The organism is Salipaludibacillus sp. HK11, assembly GCF_047795645.1.
Classification (GTDB): domain Bacteria; phylum Bacillota; class Bacilli; order Bacillales; family Salisediminibacteriaceae; genus Salipaludibacillus.
In genome coordinates this window covers 3,907,032-3,929,015 of record NZ_CP181045.1, presented here as the reverse complement: position 1 = coordinate 3,929,015, position 21,984 = coordinate 3,907,032, and the positions used below count along the sequence as shown (strand labels likewise).

Here is a 21,984-nt window from a genome sequence, read left to right as displayed (position 1 = left end):
TTTACCCTTGCTTTTGCTTGTGCTTAGGATTTTCGCAAATTACCATGACGGTACCTTTTCGGCGAATAACTTTGCATTTCTCGCAAATCGGTTTCACTGATGGTCTTACCTTCATGCTTTCTACCTCCTTATAGTGCGGAGTGACTATCATAACTTGTTGATTTATTTATATCGATACGTGATACGACCACGAGATAGGTCATACGGAGATAATTCTACAGTAACCTTGTCCCCAGGTAAAATTCGAATAAAATGCATGCGGATTTTACCTGAAACATGGGCCAAGACCTTATGTCCGTTTTCTAGTTCAACACGAAACATCGCATTAGGAAGCGGCTCAATGACCGTTCCTTCTACTTCAATTACATCTTCTTTGGCCATGAATTTACTCTCCTTCCTTCAGTAAATTATCATCAATATATGTTGAAATTGCAAACCGCAATTTAGCATTGGTTACACGGCCCGTTTCGATAATGCTATTCTTGACTTCCGGAGCAATGATATTCGTTCCTTCAATGTGTAGAACGTTCTTCCGTTTTGCTCGGTCAACTTTCCTTTTATCCCCGTCAGCAATATGGACAAAACGTTCATCCAACACGTCAATAACAAAAGCGAATTGATCTTTGTCTCTTCCGTTCAAAATTCGCACAAGTTCTCCAACTTGTGGATTTGAGTCAGGATCTTTCATTTGATGACCACCTTCTAAGTTCATTGGGCTTTTGTCAAAATTTTATATCCTGTATCAACAATAGCAATTGTGTGTTCGAAATGGGCACACATTTTTCCATCAGTCGTCACTACGGTCCAATTATCTTTCAATGTCCGTACATGTCGGCTTCCAGCGTTTACCATCGGTTCAATAGCTAAGACCATTCCTTCTTTCAGTCTTGGCCCCTTTCCAGGCGGGCCAAAATGAGGAATTTGTGGGTCTTCATGTAGACTTCGACCAACACCATGACCGACATATTCTCTCACTATTGAAAACCCTTCGGCTTCCACATAAGTTTGAATTGCATGAGAGATATTAGATAGTCTTTCACCTGGCTTGGCTTCAGCAAGCCCTCTATAAAGCGACTCTTCAGTGACTTCAAGAAGCTTACTCGTCTTTTTATCAATCGTCCCCACAGGATACGTCCATGCCGAGTCCCCATGATAGCCTTGATAGTTGGCACCAATATCAATACTGATAATGTCGCCATTTTCAAGAACGTGGTTTCCCGGAATTCCGTGTACCAATTGATCATTCACTGAAGCACAGATACTTCCAGTAAATCCATTATATCCTTTAAAAGATGGAATCGCATCAAACGATCGAATAAATGTGTCTGCAATTTGGTCTAATTCTATCGTTGTGATTCCAGGCTTAATATGTTTTTGAAGTTGTTGGTGAGTCAAAGCAACGATTTCTCCTGCATGACTCATGATATCCAGCTCACGCTGAGTCTTACAAATGATCATTGATGGCTTCCTTTCAGAAACTCGTCAAGATCTTCAAAAACCTTCTTAATGTCTTGTTGACCATCAATGTTTCGCAGGTAGCCCTTTTCACTGTAGAAATCAACTAAAGGTTTTGTTTGTCCCATGTTAACTTCTAAACGCTTTTCAACCGTTTCAGGCTTATCATCTTCTCGTTGAATCAAGTCACTTCCGTCTTTATCACATTTTTCTTTTACTGCTGGAGGATTATAAATCTCATGGTAAGTAGCACCACATGTAGGGCAGATCCACCGACCAGTGAGACGTTTAGTTAGATCCTCTTTTGGTACTTTAATATATAATACATGGTCCAATTGGCGATCAAGACTTTCCAAAATATCTTCAAGTGCTGACGCTTGGGCAACAGTCCGAGGAAATCCATCAAGTAAAAATCCGTCTTTACAGTCATTAAGACTTAAACGCTCTTTAACAATTCCAACAGTAACTTCGTCTGGAACAAGATTACCCTCATCCATAAACGCTTTGGCCTTTAGACCCAACTCCGTACCATTTTTAATAGCTGCACGAAACATGTCTCCTGTTGAAATGTGCGGAACGCCATACTTTGCGACGATTGTTTCTGCTTGTGTTCCTTTTCCTGCACCTGGAAGTCCCATTAAGATTAAATTCATCTTTTTCCCTCCATCGTTCTAATCTTCAATCAAAGGCAAAAGGGAGAATGCTCCCTTTTATTTAATAAAACCTTTATATGATCGTTTAATTAGTTGACTTTCAATTTGCTTCATCGTGTCTAATGCTACACCAACAACAATCAATAATCCCGTACCTCCAATTTGTATAGCTGGAGGAAGACCCGCGACTTGTGTGAAGAAGACAGGTATAGTTGACACTGTTGCCAGGAATAGAGCTCCGACGAATGTCAAACGATAAAGGATACGAGTAATATAGACTTGCGTTGTTTTACCGGGACGGATGCCAGGAATATAGCCACCTTGTTTTTTAAGGTTATCTGCCATTTGTTCTGGATTAACCTGAACAAATGTGTAGAAATACGTAAACCCGATAATTAACGCCGCATAGGCAACAAGGCCAAACGGTTGTGTATAATCAAAGTTCGTTGTAATCCAACCAGCTATCGCATTGTTATCTCCGAAAAATCCAGCCACTGTTGGCGGAAAGATAAAGAGAGACATTGCGAAGATAACTGGAATAACCCCGGCTGAGTTAACCTTCAACGGCAAGTGAGTCGATTGACCACCCTGCGGTTTTCCAGCAACCAATCTTTTAGCATATTGAACAGGAATTTTTCTGAGAGCTTGCTGTACAAAAATTACTCCTACAACAATCGCTATAAGTGCCAAGAGTAATAATAGTACGGTAACGATGTTAATAAACAAGGCATCTCCTGCGTCTTCGAATTGAGTCACATAAATTTGATTAACTCCATTCGGAATCCCAGCAGCAATCCCCGCAAAGATCATTATCGAGATCCCGTTTCCAACACCATTAGCAGTAATCTGTTCACCTAACCAAAGTAAGAATGCAGTTCCTGCTGTTAGGCTTAGTGCAATTAGTAAGTACGTCGATACACTTGGATCAGGAACGAGTCCTGTAAATAAGTTATTAAATCCAATCGACATACCTAACGCTTGAATAAACGCAATCCCAATCGTACCGTACCTCGTTACTTGTGCTAACTTTTTGCGACCTGCTTCCCCTTGCTTAGCCCATTCGGCAAACTTAGGAACGACATCCATCCGTAAAAGTTGTACGATAATGGATGCGGTAATATACGGCATAATCCCTGTTGCAAAAATGGAGAAGTTCTCAAGTGCTCCACCGCCAAAAGTATTTAAAAAACCAAAGGCATTCATTTCTCCACCAAAATCTAAAACATCTGCGTCAACACCAGGTGCTGGAATATGTGCACCGATGCGAAAGACGATCAACATCATTAAGGTGAAGAAAATCTTTTTCCTTAAATCACCAACACGAAAAATATTGGAGATTGTCTGAAACATTAAACCACCTCAGTCGTTCCGCCGGCAGCAACAATCGCTTCCTTTGCTGATCCTGAGAATTTATGAGCTTTCACTGTGAGTTTACGCTCAAGTGAACCATTACCCAAAACTTTAATTCCATTTTTACTATTTTTCACTGCACCAGTCTCTACAAGCAATGCAGGTGTAACTTCAGTACCTTCGTCAAATAGATTCAACGTGTCAAGGTTCACGATCGCGTATTCTGTACGATTCGGGTTCTTAAATCCACGTTTAGGTAAGCGACGGAAAATCGGCATTTGACCACCTTCAAAACCTGGTCGAACACCACCGCCTGAACGAGCGTTTTGACCTTTGTGACCTTTACCAGCTGTTTTACCATTACCGGTACCAATCCCTCGTCCTTTACGCTTACGTTCTTTACGTGATCCTACCGAAGGTTTTAATTCGTGAAGTTCCATATTGACACCTCCTCAACTGTTTATCGATTACGCTTCTACTTCCTTCACACTGACGAGATGGGAAACTTTGTTTACCATTCCGCGCATTGCGTCGTTATCTTCTTGAACGACAGTGTGATTAACTTTACGAAGACCTAAAGTCTTCACAGTAACGCGCTGATCTTCTGGACGTCCGATCAGGCTTCGTGTGAGGGTAATTTCAATTTTCTTTGCCATGCCAAATCCCTCCTTAACCTAGCAACTCTTCTACAGATTTGCCGCGTAGTTTTGCAACCTGCTCTGGACTTTTCAAACTCTCAAGCCCTTGGATTGTTGCACGTACCATGTTAATTGGGTTGTTAGATCCCAAGGATTTAGATAGGATATCGCCGACACCAGCCAATTCTAATACCGCACGAACTGGTCCACCAGCGATAACTCCAGTACCTTCTGATGCTGGTTTTAATAGTACATTTCCAGCACCAAATTCTCCATTGATTTGGTGAGGGATTGTAGTTCCTTGGATTGGTACGTGAATCATGTTTTTCTTGCCTTCTTCAATTGCCTTACGGATTGCTTCAGGTACTTCAAGTGCTTTACCCATTCCGAAGCCTACGTGTCCATTTTTATCTCCAACGACAACGAGTGCTGCAAAGCGGAAACGACGTCCCCCTTTAACAACCTTTGCTACTCGGTTGACGTTTACAACTCTTTCTTCAATCTCCAATTTAGTTGGATCGATACGCAATGTATTTCCCTCCTTTTTCGCCTTGATTAAAACTTCAGACCTGCTTTACGAGCACCATCTGCTAGTTCTTGTACGCGACCGTGGTAGAGGTAACCGCCACGATCAAATACTACGGATTCATGACCCTTTTCAAGGGCTCGCTTTGCCACAAGTTCGCCAACTTGACGTGCTGCTTCTTTGTTCCCGCCATTGTCAACACTAAGTTCTTTATCTAAGCTTGAAGCACTTGCTAATGTTACTCTTGCAACATCATCAATTAACTGTGCATAAATATGCTTAGTAGAACGGAAAACATTCAAGCGAGGACGTTCAGCAGTTCCTGTGATCGAACGACGAACGTGGGCGTGTCTTTTCTTACGAACCGCGTTCTTGTCAGTTTTCGTGATCATCGAACGTCATTCCTTTCTTTCCGTTATTAGGGTTTATTTCCCTGTTTTACCTTCCTTGCGTCGTACATATTCGCCTTCATATCGTACACCTTTACCTTTGTAAGGTTCTGGTTTTCTTGTCGAGCGGATGTTTGAAGCAAGTGCACCTACGCTTTCTTTATTGATACCCTTAACGGTAATTTGCGTATTTGTCGGTACGTCAATTTCCAAACCATTCTCTTCAACAAATTCTACTGGGTGAGATAGACCAACATTTAAGATTAACTTATTTCCTGTCTTTTGTGCTCTATACCCAACACCTACAAGCTGAAGTTTCTTTTCAAAGCCTTTCGTAACACCTTCAATCATGTTGTTGATGATGCTACGAGTAGTACCATGAAGTGAACGATGTTCTTTATGATCAGAAGGACGCTCAACTGTGATCGTGTTATCTTCTTGTTTTACAATCATAGCGTGGTGAAGTTCTCTTTGAAGCTCACCCTTAGGTCCTTTAACTGTAATTGTAGTATTGTCGATTTTCACTTCTACTCCAGAAGGAATCTCAACTGGTTTTATACCAACTCGAGACATGCCTTACACCTCCATTCTGTTACGTTCTTATTACCAAATATAAGCGAGTACTTCTCCGCCTACTTGTTGTTGACGAGCTTCTTTATCAGTGATTACTCCAGTTGAAGATGAAATAATCGCAATTCCTAATCCACCTAGTACACGTGGAAGTTGATCTGCCTTCGTGTAAACGCGTAAACCTGGTTTACTGATTTTCTTAAGTCCAGTGATAACTTTTTCGTTATCTGCACCGTACTTAAGGAAAATACGAAGAATTCCTTGTTTACTGTCCTTAATATATTCATAGTCGCGAATAAAACCTTCACGCTTCAAAATATCAGCTAGTTCTTTTTTTAGGTTTGAAGCTGGAAGCTCCAAACTTGTGTGACGTACTGTATTTGCATTACGAATACGCGTAAGCATATCAGCAATAGGATCTGTCATGGTCATCGTATTTACCTCCTTCCTTTAAACGGAATTACCAGCTAGCTTTTCTTACGCCCGGAATTTGACCTTTATGTGCAAGTTCTCGGAAGCAGATACGGCAAAGTTTAAATTTGCGGATGACACTGTGAGGGCGTCCACAGCGTTCGCAACGAGTGTATTCCTGTACGTTAAACTTCTTCGTACGCTTCTGTTTCGCGATCATTGATTTTTTCGCCAAGGTCTTCACTCCTCTCTTTTGGCAAACTTTTTATTTTTGAAACGGCATGCCCATTTGAGTGAGTAGTTCACGCGCTTCTTCGTCACTATTAGCAGTTGTTACAATGACGATATCCATTCCACGAACTTTGTCTACATTGTCATACTCAATTTCAGTAAAAATTAATTGTTCTTTAATTCCCATTGTGTAATTTCCACGACCGTCAAATGCTTTTTTAGAAACACCTCGGAAGTCACGTACACGTGGTAAAGAAACAGAAATTAGCTTATCTAGGAAATCATACATACGCTCACCGCGCAATGTTACTTTTGCACCGATTGGCATACCTTCACGAAGTTTAAAACCCGCAATGGATTTCTTCGCTTTTGTAATTAATGGCTTCTGACCTGAAATAAGTGTAAGCTCTTCGACAGCTTTATCAAGAACTTTTGAGTTCTGAACAGCGTCACCGACACCCATGTTAATAACGATCTTCTCCACGTGTGGAACTTCCATCACGGAAGTGTAATTAAATTTGTCAGTTAATACAGGAGTAATCTCCTTATTGAACTTTTCCTTCAAACGACTCATTGAGTGATCCTCCTTTCAGCCACTGGCCCTTACTTATCTAGAGATTCGCCAGATTTTTTCGCGATACGTACTTTTTTACCTTTTTCTTCTTTATAACCAATACGGGTTGGTTCTCCCGTTTTAGGGTCGATTGGCATCACGTTTGAAACGTGAATTGGAGCTTCCTGATTAAGAATTCCACCTTGTGGATTTGATTGGGATGGTTTCGCATGTTTTTTTACCATGTTTACGCCTTCCACAAGCACACGGGAATCATTCGGGTATGCTTCAAGGATTTTACCTTCCTTGCCTTTGTCTTTGCCAGTGATAATTTTAACGTTATCGCCTTGTTTGACATGCAATTTTGGTTGAGACATGAGGGCACCTCCTCTTAAGACGTATATTTCTGTTCATTTGATCTATCATTAAAGTACTTCAGGAGCTAAAGAAACAATTTTCATGAACTGGTTTTCACGAAGTTCTCGTGCAACTGGTCCGAAGATACGTGTTCCTCTTGGTCCTTTATCGTCACGGATAATCACCGCTGCGTTTTCATCAAACTTAATGTAAGAGCCATCTTTACGACGAGCGCCAGTCTTTGTACGAACAATGACTGCACGAACAACTTCACCCTTCTTGACAACGCCACCAGGTGTTGCTTGTTTGACAGTACAGACAATAACGTCTCCAATATTAGCTACTTTACGCCCGGAACCTCCGAGAACTTTAATACAAAGTACTTCACGCGCTCCTGAGTTATCGGCAACTTTTAAACGGCTTTCTTGCTGGATCATAGACTTCTTTACCTCCCTTCAGGTAAGCAAACATATACTTGAAGTTAAACGATGACTGATTCTTCAACAATTTCGATGATACGGAAACGCTTGTCTTTAGATACCGGACGAGTTTCCATGATTTTTACAACATCACCTAATTTAGCTGAGTTATTCTCATCGTGCGCTTTAAGCTTTTTAGAATATTTTACACGCTTTCCATAGAGAGAGTGTGTTTTATACGTTTCGACAACAACTGTAATGGTTTTGTCCATCTTATCAGATGTTACTCGACCAACATAGCTTTTGCGATTATTACGTTCTTCCACTGTGCAAACCTCCTCTCAGCCTATTCGTTCGTGATTCCGAGTTCTCGTTCACGTAATACTGTTTTTGCACGAGCAATACCTTTTTTCACTTCGCGAATACGGGCTGGATTATCTAACTGCCCAGTCGCAAGTTGAAAGCGAAGATTGAAAAGTTCTTCTTTCAATGTCTTCGTTTTTTGTTCGACTTCTGCAGTGGTTAGGTTGCGAATCTCATTAGCTTTCATTTGCGTCACCACCCACTTCTTCACGTTTTACAAATTTCGTTTGAATTGGTAGCTTGTGTGAAGCTAAACGTAATGCTTCGCGAGCTACTTCTTCTGATACACCTGCTATTTCAAATAAAATTTTCCCTGGTTTTACTACAGCAACCCATCCTTCAGGCGCACCTTTACCGGAACCCATCCGAACTTCTAAAGGTTTAGCCGTATAAGGCTTATCGGGGAAAATTTTAATCCATACTTTACCTCCACGTTTCATGTAACGTGTCATGGCAATACGTGAGGACTCAATTTGACGATTTGTGATCCACGAAGCTTCAAGAGCTTGTAAACCATATTCACCGAATGATACTTCTGTTCCACCCTTCGCACGACCGCGCATCTTACCACGGTGTTCGCGACGGAATTTCACACGTTTAGGCATTAGCATGATTATTTTCCTCCTTCCTCTTGGTTCGTTCCTTTCGTTGGAAGGACTTCACCTTTGTAAATCCACGTTTTTACACCAAGTTTACCGTAAGTAGTGTCTGCCTCAGCAGCACCATAGTCAATGTCAGCTCTTAATGTGTGTAGTGGAACAGTTCCTTCGCTATATGATTCATCGCGAGCGATATCAGCACCACCAAGACGACCAGAAACTTGCGTTTTGATCCCTAGTGCGCCAGATCGCATTGTGCGTTGAATAGTTTGTTTCATCGCACGACGGAAAGAAATACGATTTTCTAATTGACGAGCAATATTTTCAGCAACAAGCTTTGCATCAAGATCTGGTCTCTTGATTTCGTTGATGTTAATGTGTACTCGCTTACCGCTTAATTGATTTAGAGCTTTACGTAATGCTTCGACTTCAGATCCACCTTTACCAATAACCATTCCTGGTTTGGCAGTGTAAATCGTTACGTTCACACGACTAGCCGCACGTTCGATTTCGATCGTGGAGACTGAAGCTTCACTTAGACGCTTCTCCAAGTATTCACGAATTTTAATATCTTCGTGAAGTAGGTCAGCATAATCTTTATCAGCGTACCATTTTGACTCCCAGCCGCGAATAACGCCTACACGAAGTCCATTAGGATTTATTTTTTGACCCACACTTATCCCTCCTTCTTTTCTGATAGAACGAGCGTAATATGGCTCGTACGTTTGTTAATTCGGCTCGCACGTCCCATAGCACGTGGTCGGAATCTCTTTAATGTAATACCTTCGTCTACAAATACTTTACTAACAACTAAATTGTCAGGTTCCATTTCATAGTTATGCTCTGCGTTCGCAATGGCTGAGTTCAAAAGTTTCTCCACTACTGGAGATGCTTTTTTAGGTGTGAGTTTCAAAATTGAAACTGCTTCACCGACTGCTTTACCACGGATCAAGTCTACAACTAAGCGAACTTTGCGAGGAGCAATACGCACTTGTTTTGCAACTGCTTTTGCTTCCATGAATAGTACCTCCCCTCTTTATTAACGTCGTGTTTTCCTATCGTCTGCATGACCTTTATACGTTCGTGTTGGTGCAAATTCACCAAGCTTATGTCCAACCATATCTTCAGAAACAAATACTGGTACATGTTTACGACCGTCATACACTGCAATTGTGTGACCAATGAATTGTGGGAAAATCGTTGAGCGACGTGACCAAGTTTTAATAACTCTTCTGTTTTCCGTATCCATCGCTTCTACTTTCTTCATCAAATGATCATCGACAAAAGGTCCTTTTTTCAAGCTGCGACCCATAGTTGTACCTCCTTCTTCATGATTGACTCACGGTTCCTATCAGAGAACCGTATCGCAATCGCGTTATTTTTTACGTCGACGCACAATATATTTATCCGTGCTTTTATTCTTTTTACGAGTCTTATAACCAAGAGTTGGTTTACCCCATGGTGACATCGGCGACTTACGACCAATTGGAGCTTTACCTTCACCACCACCGTGTGGGTGATCATTAGGGTTCATAACAGAACCACGAACAGTTGGTCGTTTACCTAACCAACGTGAACGGCCGGCTTTACCGATCGTCACAAGCTCATGCTCTACGTTACCAACTTGACCAATTGTCGCACGACAAGTTGCTAAGATTAAACGCGTTTCACTTGAACGCAAACGAACAAGAACATAAATGCCTTCTTTACCTAAAACTTGTGCTTCAGCCCCAGCAGAACGTACTAACTGTCCACCTTTACCAGGTCGAAGTTCTACGTTATGAATAATTGTACCTACTGGAATGTCTTTTAGTTCAAGTGCGTTACCTACTTTGATATCCGCATCTTTACCAGACATGATCATTGTGCCTACTTTAATATTTTTAGGAGCAAGAATGTAACGTTTTTCTCCATCCGCATAGTTTACAAGTGCGATATTCGCAGAACGGTTTGGATCATACTCAATTGTAGCAACGCGGCCTGGAATTCCATCTTTGTTGCGTTTGAAATCAATAATTCGGTATTGACGTTTGTGTCCGCCACCTTGATGACGTACTGTCAATCTACCTTGATTGTTACGTCCACCTCTACCATGTAGTGGAGCTAACAAGGATTTTTCCGGTTTATCTGTTGTAAGGTCTTCGAAATCTAAACTAGTCATAAATCGTCGACCATTTGTGGTTGGTTTATACTTTTTAATAGCCATCAGTTTTTCCCTCCTTCACTTATAAATTTTTTACGCGCCTTCAAAGAACTCTAGTTCTTTGCTGTCCGCTGAAAGTTGAACAATGGCTTTTTTGCGCTTGCGAGTATAGCCTGAATGACGTCCAAAACGCTTGAATTTACCTTTGTAGTTCATTGTATTTACTTTAACTACAGTCACACCAAAGATTTCTTCAACTGCATCTTTAATTTGTGATTTATTTGCTCGAGGATCAACCTCAAACGTGTATTTCTTATCAGCCATTAAATCCGCTGTACGTTCTGTAATGATCGGGCGCTTAATGAGATCTCTAATATCTGCCATTATGCAAGCACCTCCTCTACCTGTTTGACAGCATCTTGAGTAATGATTAGCTTCTTATGGTTAAGAAGATCGAGAACATTAACTCCGTCTGCTGTTACAAATTTTACTCCCGGAAGGTTACGAACAGATAAAGCAACGGCATCGTTGTAATCTGCTGTAACAACAAGTACTTTTGCATCTGCTGATAATCCAGCTAAGACTTGCTTTATTTCCTTTGTTTTTGGTGTTTCTAGACTCAATCCTTCCAATACGTAAATGTTTTCATCATTTACCTTAGAAGAAAGAGCTGATTTTAGCGCTAAACGACGTTGTTTCTTAGGCATCTTATAGCCATAGCTGCGAGGTGTCGGACCAAATGTAACACCACCACCTACCCAAATCGGGGAACGGATTGTACCGTGACGTGCACGTCCAGTTCCTTTTTGTCGCCATGGTTTTTTTCCACCGCCGCGAACTTCTCCGCGAGTTTTTGTTGAATGTGTACCTTGTCGTTGAGATGCTTGTTGCATCACAACTGCTTCATATAGAACACTTTCATTTGGAACAACGCCAAAAACGTTGTCTGAAAGTTCAATATCGCCTACTTGCGAGCCAGCTTGGTTAAACAAAGTAACTTTAGGCATCTGGGCTCCTCCTTTCTTCTTCAATATTAGTCAGCTTTAACCGCTGATTGAATAGTTACGAAACTTCTTCTTGCTCCAGGTACATTACCTTTTACGAGAAGAATGTTATTTTCTGAATCTACTTTTACAATTTCGAGGTTCTGAACGGTTACTTGTTCTCCACCCATGCGTCCAGGGAGCAACTTACCAGGGCGTACGTGGTTTGGATCAACAGGACCCATTGAACCAGGACGACGGTGATAACGTGAACCGTGAGTCATTGGCCCTCGAGATTGGTTATGACGCTTAATAGCACCTTGGAAACCTTTCCCTTTTGATTTCCCAGTTACATCGACTGAGTCTCCTTCAGCAAATGTGTCAACTTTGACTTCTTGACCAATTTCATAGTCCGCTACATTCAATGAACGGAGCTCTTTAACGAAGCGCTTAGGGGTTGTCTTCGCTTTTTCTGCGTGACCTTTTGCAGGTTTGTTTTGTCTGTTTTGCTTTGTATCAGAAAACCCTAATTGGATCGCTTCATAGCCTTCACCTTCAATAGTTTTCTTTTGAAGAACAACGTTTGGTTCAGCTTGGATCGCAGTAACCGGAATTGCCTCTCCAGTTTTAGAGAATACTTGGGTCATACCTAATTTTTTACCTAAGATTCCTTTGGTCATGAGTCACACCTCCTATAATTCTTTTCATTTTATTATTTATAGTTTGATTTCAATATCAACGCCTGATGGCAGATCTAATCGCATTAAAGCATCGACCGTTTGTGGTGTTGGCTCAACGATATCGATTAGACGCTTATGAGTACGCATCTCGAACTGTTCGCGAGAGTCTTTGTACTTGTGCACCGCACGAAGAACTGTGTAGATAGATCTTTCTGTTGGTAGCGGGATTGGACCGGATACCGAAGCACCTGATCGTTTTGCCGTATCAACAATCTTCTCTGCAGATTGATCAAGAATTCTATGATCATAAGCTTTTAATCGAATGCGAATTTTTTGTTTTGCCATTTGAATACCTCCTTTTTCGCCCATTTTTGGAAATAGACTTGCTCCTCGGAAATTTTCACACACCGCCCCATGGCAAAGGGGCCTGGCGTGTCAGCAACCTCCCGGATCAACGCCTGTCAGTGACCAACATTAGATATTATACACGAATGGAAATGTGTATGCAAGTTTTTTTATAATATATATGTCGTAATCACACTTTGCCTATTATACAAGGTTGTATCAATAATATCAAGAAGTAATTTCACAAGAATAATTTGGGTTAATAGTAGACGTTAAGTTAACTTAAAACACTCTTAATTAAGTGCTTTTAGGAAATAACTATGCATCTATGATTTCAACTTTCTTTACTTCTATCATCAAAACACTTCACACTATAACCTACTAGATAATTGTATGAATGATTTTGCGTATATTTGTCATTAATATAATTCAAGTGATCGGTTCTGGTTACTTCTTTGTTTGCTTTCTATTTGAAGCGGACTACCTAACGATGCTTTTTAGCTGGTTTCATATGTTACATATTATATAATCTCTTATGGTTATAATTTGCTTCTGCTTTATTCCCCTTTTCTTACTCGCTTACTGTATAAGTTCCTTTGTCTTGTTTTTTATTTTCTCTTACTCTACTCGCCTACTACACAAGTTCTCTCTTCTTCTGTTTTATCTTTTCACCTCAAATGACAATCCGATTTCGGTTTCGATTTCTCCATAAATAAAAAAGGCTGACCCAGTGGATGATACATCCAACGGATCAGCCTTTGAAATTCGCTTACAATCAAAGATTACTCAGTAATTGTTGCAACAACACCAGCGCCTACAGTACGTCCACCCTCACGGATAGAGAACTTCGTACCTTCTTCGATAGCGATTGGAGCAATAAGTTCAACAACCATTTCTACGTTGTCACCAGGCATAACCATTTCAACGCCTTCAGGCAAATAAGTTACACCAGTTACGTCCGTAGTACGGAAGTAGAACTGTGGACGATAGTTAGTGAAGAATGGAGTGTGACGTCCACCTTCTTCTTTAGATAGTACATAAACTTCTGCTTTAAATTTAGTATGTGGAGTAATTGTACCTGGCTTAGCAAGTACTTGTCCACGGTTAATATCATCACGAGCAACACCACGTAGTAGTGCTCCAATGTTGTCACCAGCTTCAGCATAGTCAAGAAGCTTACGGAACATCTCAACACCTGTAACAGTTGATTTGCTAGACTTCTCTTCAATACCGATGATTTCTACTTCGTCACCAACATTTAATTGGCCACGCTCAACACGTCCTGTAGCAACAGTACCACGGCCAGTGATTGAGAATACATCCTCAATTGGCATCATGAAAGGCTTATCCTTGTCGCGGTCTGGAGTTGGGATGTAATCATCTACTTGCTGCATTAACTCAAGGATTGCTGCTTCGTGGTCAGCATCTCCTTCAAGAGCTTTAAGAGCAGAACCTTTAACGAAAGGAATGTCATCACCAGGGAAGTCATACTCAGAAAGGAGATCACGAACTTCCATTTCTACTAATTCAAGTAGCTCTTCATCGTCTACTTGGTCAGTCTTGTTTAAGAATACCACGATTGATGGTACACCAACTTGACGTGAAAGTAAGATGTGCTCACGAGTCTGTGGCATTGGGCCATCAGCAGCGGATACTACTAAGATTGCTCCGTCCATTTGCGCAGCACCTGTGATCATGTTTTTAACATAGTCTGCGTGTCCTGGGCAGTCAACGTGTGCGTAGTGACGAGAATCCGTTTCATACTCAACGTGTGCAGTGGAAATTGTGATTCCACGCTCGCGCTCTTCTGGTGCTCCGTCAATCTGGTCATATGCCATTGCAGTTCCCTTACCTGATTTTTTGTGTAGCACGTGAGAGATAGCTGCAGTTAATGTTGTTTTACCGTGGTCGACGTGTCCAATTGTACCAATGTTGGCATGTGTTTTGGAACGATCAAATTTTTCTTTTGCCATGATCGAAATCCTCCTTATGTTTATAAATATTTTTATTTTTGTAGAAAGATGAAAAATGTTACTTCTTCACCCTTCCAAGCTTACAACAAAATTTTCTTAGAAACAATCTTTCCTACTATTGTCCTGAAGTTTTCTTAATGATTTCTTCACCAATACTCTTCGGAACTTCTTCATAGTGGTCAAAGTGCATGGAGTACTGTCCACGACCTTGCGTGTTAGAACGTAGAGACGTGGCATAACCGAACATCTCAGCCAAAGGAACCATTGCACGAACTGTTTGCGCGTTTCCTCTAGCTTCCATTCCTTCTACACGTCCACGACGAGATGTAATGTCACCCATGATGTCACCCATATACTCTTCTGGAATAACAACTTCTACTCTCATGAGTGGTTCAAGTAAAACTGGTTTACATTTGTTTTTAGCTTCTTTGAAAGCCATAGAGGCTGCTACCTTAAACGCCATCTCGTTAGAGTCAACGTCATGATAAGAACCGTCATATAATCTTGCTTTTACATCGATAACTGGGAATCCTGCAAGCAGTCCATTATCTAGTGATTCTTTTACTCCGGCGTTAACTGAATTAATATATTCACGTGGTACAACCCCACCGACTACATTATCAATAAATTCATATCCAGCGCCTTCTTCGTTAGGTGTAAATTCAATCCATACGTGACCGTACTGACCTCGTCCACCTGACTGTCGAACAAACTTACCTTCACATTTGGCCTCTTGGCGAATTGTTTCGCGGTAAGATACTTGCGGTGCACCAACATTTGCTTCCACTTTAAACTCACGCTTCATACGATCAACAATGATATCAAGGTGAAGTTCACCCATACCAGCAATGATTGTTTGACCCGTTTCATCGTCCGTGTGTGTTTTAAATGTTGGATCCTCTTCTGCAAGTTTAGCTAACGCCATACCCATCTTATCTTGGTCAGCTTTTGACTTTGGTTCAACTGACAAAGAAATAACTGGATCAGGGAAATCCATGGACTCAAGAATAACAAGATTCTTTTCATCGCATAAAGTATCACCTGTTGACGTATCTTTAAGACCAACACCTGCTGCAATATCACCAGAGAAACATGTTGGAATTTCTTCACGGTGGTTCGCATGCATTTGAAGAATACGTCCCATTCGCTCACGTTTACCTTTTGATGAGTTACGAACATACGATCCTGATTCAACTTTCCCAGAGTACACTCGGAAGAAAGTCAGTTTACCAACAAATGGATCAGTTGCTACTTTAAAAGCTAAAGCAGCGAAAGGTTGATCGTCGCCAGCTTTACGAGTAACAATCTCCTCTGTTTCTGGAACATGCCCTTGAATAGAAGCAACATCTGTTGGTGCAGGAAGATATGCAATAACTGCGTCTAGAAGCAATTGCACCCCTTTATTTTTGAAAGCAGAACCACAAATAACTGGGTAGAATTCCACATCACACGTCGCTTTACGGATAGCCGCTTTAAGCTCAGCTTGTGAAATTTCTTCTCCTTCTAGATACTTCATTGTAAGATCTTCATCTAATTCAGAAACTTTCTCGATAAGAATTTCACGATGCTCTTCCGCTTGAGCTTTGTACTCATCCGGAATTTCGCGAGCTTCTGTTCGTGTCCCTAAATCATCAGTATAGAAGAATGCTTCCATTGTAATAAGGTCAATGATTCCTTCAAAATCATCTTCAGCACCAATTGGTAATTGAATAGCTGCTACATTTGCACCTAATCTATCTTCTAGTGTCCCTAGAGAATAGATGAAATCAGCACCTAATTTATCCATCTTGTTTACAAAGACAATACGAGGAACACCGTATGTTGTTGCTTGGCGCCACACTGTTTCTGTCTGTGGCTCAACACCTGATTGTGCATCAAGAACTGTTACTGCACCATCTAGTACTCGAAGTGAACGCTCAACTTCAACTGTGAAGTCCACGTGCCCTGGAGTGTCGATGATATTAATTCGATGCCCTTCCCATTGTGCTGTTGTTGCTGCGGACGTAATTGTGATACCACGCTCTTGCTCTTGGTCCATCCAGTCCATCTGAGAACCACCATCGTGAGTTTCACCAATTTTATGAATGCGGCCTGTATAGAAAAGAATTCGCTCAGTCGCAGTTGTTTTTCCGGCGTCAATATGAGCCATGATCCCAATATTTCGGGTCTTTTCTAAGGAGAACTCTCTTGCCATTGGTAATTTCTCCTTCCTATTTGTCAAGATGTTAGTTGTATTAATCAGGTGTTCAAATCAAAAAGTCATTTAATGACTCTTTAGATTGAACCCTGTATTTCAAGACAATTATATAATGAATTTGCTTAGTTTTACCAGCGATAATGAGCGAATGCTTTGTTAGCTTCAGCCATTTTGTGAGTATCCTCACGCTTCTTAACTGCTGAGCCTGTATTATTCGCTGCATCCATAATCTCATAAGCTAAACGTTCTTCCATCGTTTTCTCTCCACGAAGACGTGCATAGCTTACTAACCAACGAAGCCCTAAAGTCGTACGACGCTCAGGTTTTACTTCGATTGGTACTTGATAGTTTGCACCACCTACACGGCGTGCTTTTACCTCAAGTACTGGCATGATGTTTTTTAAAGCTTCTTCAAATATTTCTTGTGGATCATTACCTTTTTCACGAACAATATCAAATGCTCTATATAGAATAGTTTGCGCTTTTCCTCTCTTACCATCAACCATAATACGGTTAATGAGACGAGTAACTAGCTTCGAATGATAAATCGGGTCAGCTAGAACGTCTCTGCGAGGAATAGGTCCTTTACGAGGCATTGAAATCCCTCCTTTCAGATTTTATTCGAGTCTGTTAAACATACTCAATTGTAATTTAGTTACTACTTTTTTGTTCTTTTCGTTCCGTACTTCGAACGACCTTGCATGCGTTTTTCAACACCTGCTGTGTCAAGAGCTCCACGTACGATATGATAACGAACACCCGGTAAATCTTTCACACGTCCGCCACGAATAAGTACAACACTGTGTTCTTGAAGGTTGTGCCCAATTCCTGGGATATATGCCGTAACTTCGATTTGATTTGTCAAACGAACACGTGCATATTTACGAAGTGCCGAGTTTGGTTTCTTTGGTGTCATCGTACCTACACGAGTACAAACTCCACGTTTTTGTGGTGAATCCTCATCTGTTTGTACTTTTTTGAAACTATTGTATCCTTTGTTTAAAGCTGGAGAGTCGGATTTCTTTCCTTTTGATTGACGACCCTTTCGCACTAATTGATTAATTGTAGGCATGGTTTTTCCTCCTCTCTTTAATGAAATAGCAAGCCCACTGGTCCAGGTGGTTCATAAATGGCTAAAAGGAAAGCTCTCACCAATAACGACGGATCGTTATTGGTAAAAACTATTTTACTTTTTAATAGCTACGATTGCTGCATTTACGTCGATCCCACATGCTTTCCCAAGTTTTTTCATAGAATCAACCGGATGAACGGAGACCCCTTTTCCTTGGGCAATCATTAAAGCTTTTTCCAAAACTTTACGATCGGCATCTTCAGCAACAATCAGTTCTTTAACCTGTTCGTTTTCCAGTGCTTTTAATGTCTGCTTCGTGCCTACGACTTTATTAGCTGCCTGGGCTACTTTTTCATAAGACATTTGTCATCCTCCAAAGCATCAGGTATTTGGCACACTTTGATATAGTATCACCATGATTGTTGCTTTGTCAACAATTTTTTTGATTATTCGTTAACTGTCACTTCTCCAATGGGCCCTTCTTGCTTAGGATCTTCTTTATCTGCTGCTGACATTTGGCGGTACCGTTGCATCCCTGTACCTGCTGGGACCAATTTACCGATAATGACATTTTCTTTAAGTCCGACGAGTTCATCACGTTTTCCTTTGATTGCTGCATCTGTAAGAACTCTCGTCGTTTCTTGGAAAGAAGCGGCTGATAAGAAAGAGTCAGTTTCCAATGAAGCTTTAGTAATCCCTAATAGTACTGGACGACCAGAGGCTGGACGACCATTTCGGAGCAAAATATCACGATTTGCTTCAGTGAATTGGTGAATTTCCACAAGTGATCCTGGTAAAACTTTTGTATCACCAGCATCAATGACGCGAATTTTTCTCATCATTTGTCTAACCATTACTTCAATGTGCTTATCACCAATTTCTACCCCTTGCATACGATAAACTTTTTGCACTTCTCTGAGAAGATATTCCTGAACGCCTTGAACACCCGAGACTACTAATAATTCTTTAGGATCTATTGACCCCTCAGTAAGTTCTTGACCAGGCTGGACTTCGTCTCCTACATTTACTTTAAGCCTTGATCCATATAGAGTAGGGTAATTTCTTGTTTCAATTGCACCTTGAACGACAATTTCTTTCTTGTCATTCACATCTTTGATTTCAGTTACTTTACCTACAATTTCAGAGATAATCGCCAAACCTTTCGGGTTACGTGCTTCAACAACCTCTTGAATTCTCGGTAAACCTTGTGTGATATCGTTTCCGGCTACCCCACCTGTATGGAAGGTACGCATTGTTAACTGGGTACCAGGTTCACCAATTGATTGGGCTGCAATAATTCCAACAGCTTCGCCCACTTCAACTTCTGTTCCAGTAGCTAGGTTTCGACCGTAACACATCTTACATACACCATGATTTGTATCACAGGTGAAAGCAGATCGAATAATAACCTTCTCTATACCAGCGTCTTCAATGATTTTCGCCATTTCTTCATTAATATCTTGGTTTCGTTCAACGAGAACTTCTTTTGTCTTTGGATGATAAAGACGTTGGTAAGATACACGACCAACCAATCTGTCATAAAGACTTTCAATCACTTCATTCCCTTCTTTAATTGCTTTGACTTCCAAACCACGGTCTGTACCACAGTCATCCTCTCGAATGATGACGTCTTGGGCAACGTCAACTAAACGACGTGTTAGATAACCTGAGTCGGCAGTTTTAAGTGCTGTATCCGCTAGACCTTTACGAGCACCGTGAGTAGAAATAAAGTACTCTAGCACTGTTAACCCTTCTCGGAAACTGGACTTAATCGGAAGTTCAATAATGCGACCAGATGGATTGGCCATCAGTCCTCGCATACCTGCAAGTTGTGTGAAGTTTGATGCGTTACCTCGGGCCCCAGAGTCACTCATCATGAATATTGGGTTCGTCTTATCCAACGTGCCTAAAAGCTTTGTCTGAATAACGTCTTTTGACTTACTCCATATTTCAATCACTTTGTCATAACGCTCTTCTTCCGTGATTAAACCACGACGGAATTGCTTCATGACTTTCTGAACTTTTTCTTCCCCGTCATCAAGGATGTCTTGTTTGTCTTTTAATACGACGATGTCAGATACCCCAATGGTAATTCCAGCTCTTGTAGAATGATAGAACCCTAAGTCCTTCATTTTATCTAACATGACAGAGGTTTCTGAAATCTTAAATTTCTTAAACACTTCTGCAATGATATCTCCTAAAAAGCCTTTTTTGAATGGAAGAACTAGATCTCTACTTTGAATCTCTTTCTTTATGTCGGTTCCCTTAGGTACAAAGTATTTATCTGGCGTTTCAATTTCCAAATTAAATGTTGATGGTTCGTTTATATATGGAAAAGAATCCGGTAAAATTTCATTGAAAATTATTTTACCTACAGATGTGACAATCATGTGGTCTTCAAACTTTTCTTTAAAATTTGATTTATTTAATGATAATACTGGAACAGCAATTCGAGTGTGCAAGTGAACATAACCGTTTTGAAGTGCTGTTAACACCTCATCCGGCCCATAGTAGACCCCACCTTCACCAATTGCACTTTCTCTTTCAAGCGTTAAGTAATAGTTACCTAGTACCATGTCTTGAGATGGTGTAACAACCGGTTTACCATCTTTAGGATTCAATATATTTTGTGCTGCAAGCATTAATAGTCGAGATTCTGCTTGAGCTTCCGCTGATAGTGGAACATGAACCGCCATTTGGTCTCCATCAAAGTCTGCGTTGTACGCTGTACATACGAGAGGATGAAGCTTAATAGCGCGGCCTTCAACTAACGTTGGCTCAAAAGCTTGAATACCAAGTCTGTGTAATGTCGGTGCACGGTTTAAAAGAACAGGATGTTCTCTAATCACTTCTTCAAGAACGTCCCAAACTTCTGGGTGCACTCGCTCCACTTTTCGTTTTGCGCTCTTAATGTTGTGAGCAAAGCCTTTTGCGACAAGCTCTTTCATAACAAAGGGCTTGAAAAGCTCTAGTGCCATTTCTTTAGGCAATCCACATTGATACATTTTCAAGTGAGGACCTACAACAATAACAGAACGACCTGAGTAGTCGACACGTTTTCCTAGTAAATTTTGACGGAAACGCCCTTGCTTCCCTTTTAACATGTGCGAAAGAGACTTCAATGGACGGTTTCCTGGTCCTGTAACCGGACGACCACGTCGTCCGTTATCAATCAGAGCATCTACCGCTTCTTGAAGCATTCGCTTCTCATTCTGAACAATAATGTTCGGCGCTCCTAAATCCAACAATCGCTTAAGACGATTGTTACGGTTAATTACGCGACGATACAAATCATTCAAGTCGGAAGTGGCAAAACGCCCTCCATCTAATTGAACCATTGGACGAAGTTCTGGTGGAATAACCGGAAGGACATCCAAGACCATCCAAGAAGGATCATTGCCTGAATGACGGAACGCTTCAAGTACTTCCAGACGTTTGATTGCTCTAGTACGACGCTGTCCCTGAGCTGTTTCCAGCTCTTCTTTTAGAAGAGTCGCTTCTTTATCCAAATCAATATCTTCTAATAGTTTTCGGATAGCTTCTGCACCCATTTTTGCGTTAAAAGAACCGCCATATTTCTCTCGATACGTTCGATATTCTTTTTCAGAAAGTAATTGTTTTACTTCTAGCGGTGTGTCACCAGTCTCGGTCACAACATAAGACGCAAAGTAAATTACTTCTTCTAATGACCGTGGAGACATGTCTAGTACAAGTCCCATTCGACTCGGGATCCCTTTAAAATACCATATATGGGAAACAGGAGCAGCTAATTCGATATGTCCCATGCGCTCGCGCCGAACTTTCGATCGTGTTACTTCTACTCCACAACGATCACATACAACACCTTTGTACCGAACTCGTTTGTATTTCCCACAATGGCATTCCCAGTCCTTTGTAGGTCCGAAAATGCGCTCGCAGAACAAACCGTCTTTTTCAGGTTTAAGTGTACGATAGTTGATCGTTTCAGGCTTCTTCACTTCTCCTCTAGACCAGGAACGAATTTTATCTGAGGATGCAAGACCTATTTTCATATACTCAAAATTATTCACATCGATCAAGGGGCTAACCTCCCTTTCA

At 41.0% G+C, this 21,984-nt stretch carries 33 protein-coding genes; all 33 read right to left on the bottom strand.

What is annotated here, in order from left to right:
• Position 1: 1 nt before the first annotated feature.
• Positions 2-115 carry a 50S ribosomal protein L36 gene (rpmJ, locus tag ACM26V_RS18540; RefSeq protein ID WP_003322638.1) on the bottom strand — a complete coding sequence of 38 codons (114 nt, stop codon included), beginning with the start codon at positions 113-115 and terminating at the stop codon, positions 2-4.
• Positions 116-162: 47 nt separating this feature from the next.
• Positions 163-381, bottom strand: a complete 219-nt coding sequence (infA, locus tag ACM26V_RS18535; protein ID WP_069657660.1) for a translation initiation factor IF-1 — start codon at positions 379-381, stop codon at positions 163-165.
• 4 nt (positions 382-385) lie between these two features.
• Positions 386-688: an RNA-binding protein gene (locus ACM26V_RS18530; RefSeq protein ID WP_416148202.1), complete on the bottom strand. Its 303-nt coding sequence runs from the start codon at positions 686-688 to the stop codon at positions 386-388.
• 20 nt (positions 689-708) lie between these two features.
• Positions 709-1,458 (bottom strand): type I methionyl aminopeptidase, encoded by a 750-nt coding sequence (gene map, locus ACM26V_RS18525; protein ID WP_416148201.1) that lies wholly within the window; start codon positions 1,456-1,458, stop codon positions 709-711.
• The gene (locus ACM26V_RS18520) at positions 1,455-2,108 is read right to left on the bottom strand and encodes an adenylate kinase (protein WP_416148200.1); all 654 of its coding nucleotides are present in this window, start codon (positions 2,106-2,108) and stop codon (positions 1,455-1,457) included. Before ACM26V_RS18520 ends, map begins: the two co-directional genes overlap by 4 nt.
• Before the next feature lie 57 nt (positions 2,109-2,165).
• The gene (secY, locus tag ACM26V_RS18515; RefSeq protein WP_416148199.1) at positions 2,166-3,458 is read right to left on the bottom strand and encodes a preprotein translocase subunit SecY; all 1,293 of its coding nucleotides are present in this window, start codon (positions 3,456-3,458) and stop codon (positions 2,166-2,168) included.
• Complete coding sequence (gene rplO / locus ACM26V_RS18510; RefSeq protein ID WP_416148198.1) at positions 3,458-3,898, bottom strand: 50S ribosomal protein L15; 441 nt, start codon at positions 3,896-3,898, stop codon at positions 3,458-3,460. Before rplO ends, secY begins: the two co-directional genes overlap by 1 nt.
• Before the next feature lie 27 nt (positions 3,899-3,925).
• Positions 3,926-4,114: a 50S ribosomal protein L30 gene (gene rpmD / locus ACM26V_RS18505; protein ID WP_416148197.1), complete on the bottom strand. Its 189-nt coding sequence runs from the start codon at positions 4,112-4,114 to the stop codon at positions 3,926-3,928.
• Between the two features lie 13 nt (positions 4,115-4,127).
• Positions 4,128-4,625 (bottom strand): 30S ribosomal protein S5, encoded by a 498-nt coding sequence (gene rpsE / locus ACM26V_RS18500; RefSeq protein ID WP_416148195.1) that lies wholly within the window; start codon positions 4,623-4,625, stop codon positions 4,128-4,130.
• Between the two features lie 26 nt (positions 4,626-4,651).
• Positions 4,652-5,014: a 50S ribosomal protein L18 gene (gene rplR, locus ACM26V_RS18495; RefSeq protein WP_416148193.1), complete on the bottom strand. Its 363-nt coding sequence runs from the start codon at positions 5,012-5,014 to the stop codon at positions 4,652-4,654.
• A gap of 33 nt (positions 5,015-5,047) precedes the next feature.
• On the bottom strand, positions 5,048-5,584 hold the full coding sequence (rplF, locus tag ACM26V_RS18490; RefSeq protein ID WP_416148192.1) for a 50S ribosomal protein L6: 537 nt from the start codon (positions 5,582-5,584) through the stop codon (positions 5,048-5,050).
• Positions 5,585-5,614: 30 nt separating this feature from the next.
• Positions 5,615-6,013 (bottom strand): 30S ribosomal protein S8, encoded by a 399-nt coding sequence (gene rpsH, locus ACM26V_RS18485; protein WP_416148191.1) that lies wholly within the window; start codon positions 6,011-6,013, stop codon positions 5,615-5,617.
• Positions 6,014-6,041: 28 nt separating this feature from the next.
• Positions 6,042-6,227, bottom strand: coding sequence for a type Z 30S ribosomal protein S14 (locus tag ACM26V_RS18480; RefSeq protein WP_110611226.1), 186 nt, complete (start codon positions 6,225-6,227; stop codon positions 6,042-6,044).
• Between the two features lie 30 nt (positions 6,228-6,257).
• Positions 6,258-6,797 carry a 50S ribosomal protein L5 gene (rplE, locus tag ACM26V_RS18475; RefSeq protein WP_416148190.1) on the bottom strand — a complete coding sequence of 180 codons (540 nt, stop codon included), beginning with the start codon at positions 6,795-6,797 and terminating at the stop codon, positions 6,258-6,260.
• 29 nt (positions 6,798-6,826) lie between these two features.
• A complete protein-coding gene (rplX, locus tag ACM26V_RS18470; protein WP_416151915.1) occupies positions 6,827-7,138 on the bottom strand; it encodes a 50S ribosomal protein L24 in 312 nt (103 codons plus the stop codon).
• A gap of 63 nt (positions 7,139-7,201) precedes the next feature.
• Positions 7,202-7,570, bottom strand: a complete 369-nt coding sequence (gene rplN, locus ACM26V_RS18465) for a 50S ribosomal protein L14 (protein ID WP_416148189.1) — start codon at positions 7,568-7,570, stop codon at positions 7,202-7,204.
• A gap of 44 nt (positions 7,571-7,614) precedes the next feature.
• Positions 7,615-7,878, bottom strand: a complete 264-nt coding sequence (gene rpsQ / locus ACM26V_RS18460; RefSeq protein WP_416148188.1) for a 30S ribosomal protein S17 — start codon at positions 7,876-7,878, stop codon at positions 7,615-7,617.
• A gap of 20 nt (positions 7,879-7,898) precedes the next feature.
• Positions 7,899-8,102 (bottom strand): 50S ribosomal protein L29, encoded by a 204-nt coding sequence (rpmC, locus tag ACM26V_RS18455; RefSeq protein WP_416148187.1) that lies wholly within the window; start codon positions 8,100-8,102, stop codon positions 7,899-7,901.
• On the bottom strand, positions 8,092-8,526 hold the full coding sequence (gene rplP, locus ACM26V_RS18450) for a 50S ribosomal protein L16 (protein ID WP_416148186.1): 435 nt from the start codon (positions 8,524-8,526) through the stop codon (positions 8,092-8,094). The genes rpmC and rplP overlap by 11 nt, the downstream gene beginning before the upstream one ends.
• A gap of 2 nt (positions 8,527-8,528) precedes the next feature.
• Positions 8,529-9,188 (bottom strand): 30S ribosomal protein S3, encoded by a 660-nt coding sequence (gene rpsC / locus ACM26V_RS18445; protein ID WP_416148185.1) that lies wholly within the window; start codon positions 9,186-9,188, stop codon positions 8,529-8,531.
• Positions 9,189-9,190: 2 nt separating this feature from the next.
• Complete coding sequence (gene rplV / locus ACM26V_RS18440) at positions 9,191-9,532, bottom strand: 50S ribosomal protein L22 (RefSeq protein WP_416148184.1); 342 nt, start codon at positions 9,530-9,532, stop codon at positions 9,191-9,193.
• A gap of 21 nt (positions 9,533-9,553) precedes the next feature.
• Entirely contained in the window at positions 9,554-9,826 is a 273-nt protein-coding gene (gene rpsS / locus ACM26V_RS18435; protein ID WP_416148183.1) for a 30S ribosomal protein S19, read from the bottom strand.
• A gap of 63 nt (positions 9,827-9,889) precedes the next feature.
• Complete coding sequence (rplB, locus tag ACM26V_RS18430) at positions 9,890-10,720, bottom strand: 50S ribosomal protein L2 (protein WP_416148181.1); 831 nt, start codon at positions 10,718-10,720, stop codon at positions 9,890-9,892.
• A 30-nt stretch (positions 10,721-10,750) separates the two neighbouring features.
• Positions 10,751-11,041, bottom strand: coding sequence for a 50S ribosomal protein L23 (rplW, locus tag ACM26V_RS18425; RefSeq protein WP_416148180.1), 291 nt, complete (start codon positions 11,039-11,041; stop codon positions 10,751-10,753).
• Positions 11,041-11,664 carry a 50S ribosomal protein L4 gene (rplD, locus tag ACM26V_RS18420; RefSeq protein WP_416148179.1) on the bottom strand — a complete coding sequence of 208 codons (624 nt, stop codon included), beginning with the start codon at positions 11,662-11,664 and terminating at the stop codon, positions 11,041-11,043. Before rplD ends, rplW begins: the two co-directional genes overlap by 1 nt.
• Before the next feature lie 26 nt (positions 11,665-11,690).
• Positions 11,691-12,320 (bottom strand): 50S ribosomal protein L3, encoded by a 630-nt coding sequence (rplC, locus tag ACM26V_RS18415; RefSeq protein ID WP_416148178.1) that lies wholly within the window; start codon positions 12,318-12,320, stop codon positions 11,691-11,693.
• 36 nt (positions 12,321-12,356) lie between these two features.
• Positions 12,357-12,665, bottom strand: a complete 309-nt coding sequence (gene rpsJ, locus ACM26V_RS18410) for a 30S ribosomal protein S10 (RefSeq protein WP_416151914.1) — start codon at positions 12,663-12,665, stop codon at positions 12,357-12,359.
• Positions 12,666-13,447: 782 nt separating this feature from the next.
• Positions 13,448-14,638: an elongation factor Tu gene (gene tuf / locus ACM26V_RS18405; RefSeq protein WP_416148177.1), complete on the bottom strand. Its 1,191-nt coding sequence runs from the start codon at positions 14,636-14,638 to the stop codon at positions 13,448-13,450.
• 115 nt (positions 14,639-14,753) lie between these two features.
• A complete protein-coding gene (fusA, locus tag ACM26V_RS18400) occupies positions 14,754-16,832 on the bottom strand; it encodes an elongation factor G (protein WP_416148176.1) in 2,079 nt (692 codons plus the stop codon).
• 131 nt (positions 16,833-16,963) lie between these two features.
• Positions 16,964-17,431, bottom strand: coding sequence for a 30S ribosomal protein S7 (rpsG, locus tag ACM26V_RS18395; RefSeq protein WP_416148175.1), 468 nt, complete (start codon positions 17,429-17,431; stop codon positions 16,964-16,966).
• A gap of 62 nt (positions 17,432-17,493) precedes the next feature.
• On the bottom strand, positions 17,494-17,907 hold the full coding sequence (gene rpsL, locus ACM26V_RS18390; protein WP_416148174.1) for a 30S ribosomal protein S12: 414 nt from the start codon (positions 17,905-17,907) through the stop codon (positions 17,494-17,496).
• Positions 17,908-18,021: 114 nt separating this feature from the next.
• A complete protein-coding gene (locus ACM26V_RS18385) occupies positions 18,022-18,270 on the bottom strand; it encodes a 50S ribosomal protein L7ae-like protein (protein WP_416148173.1) in 249 nt (82 codons plus the stop codon).
• Positions 18,271-18,353: 83 nt separating this feature from the next.
• On the bottom strand, positions 18,354-21,965 hold the full coding sequence (gene rpoC / locus ACM26V_RS18380) for a DNA-directed RNA polymerase subunit beta' (protein WP_416148172.1): 3,612 nt from the start codon (positions 21,963-21,965) through the stop codon (positions 18,354-18,356).
• Between the last annotated feature and the right edge of the window lie 19 nt (positions 21,966-21,984).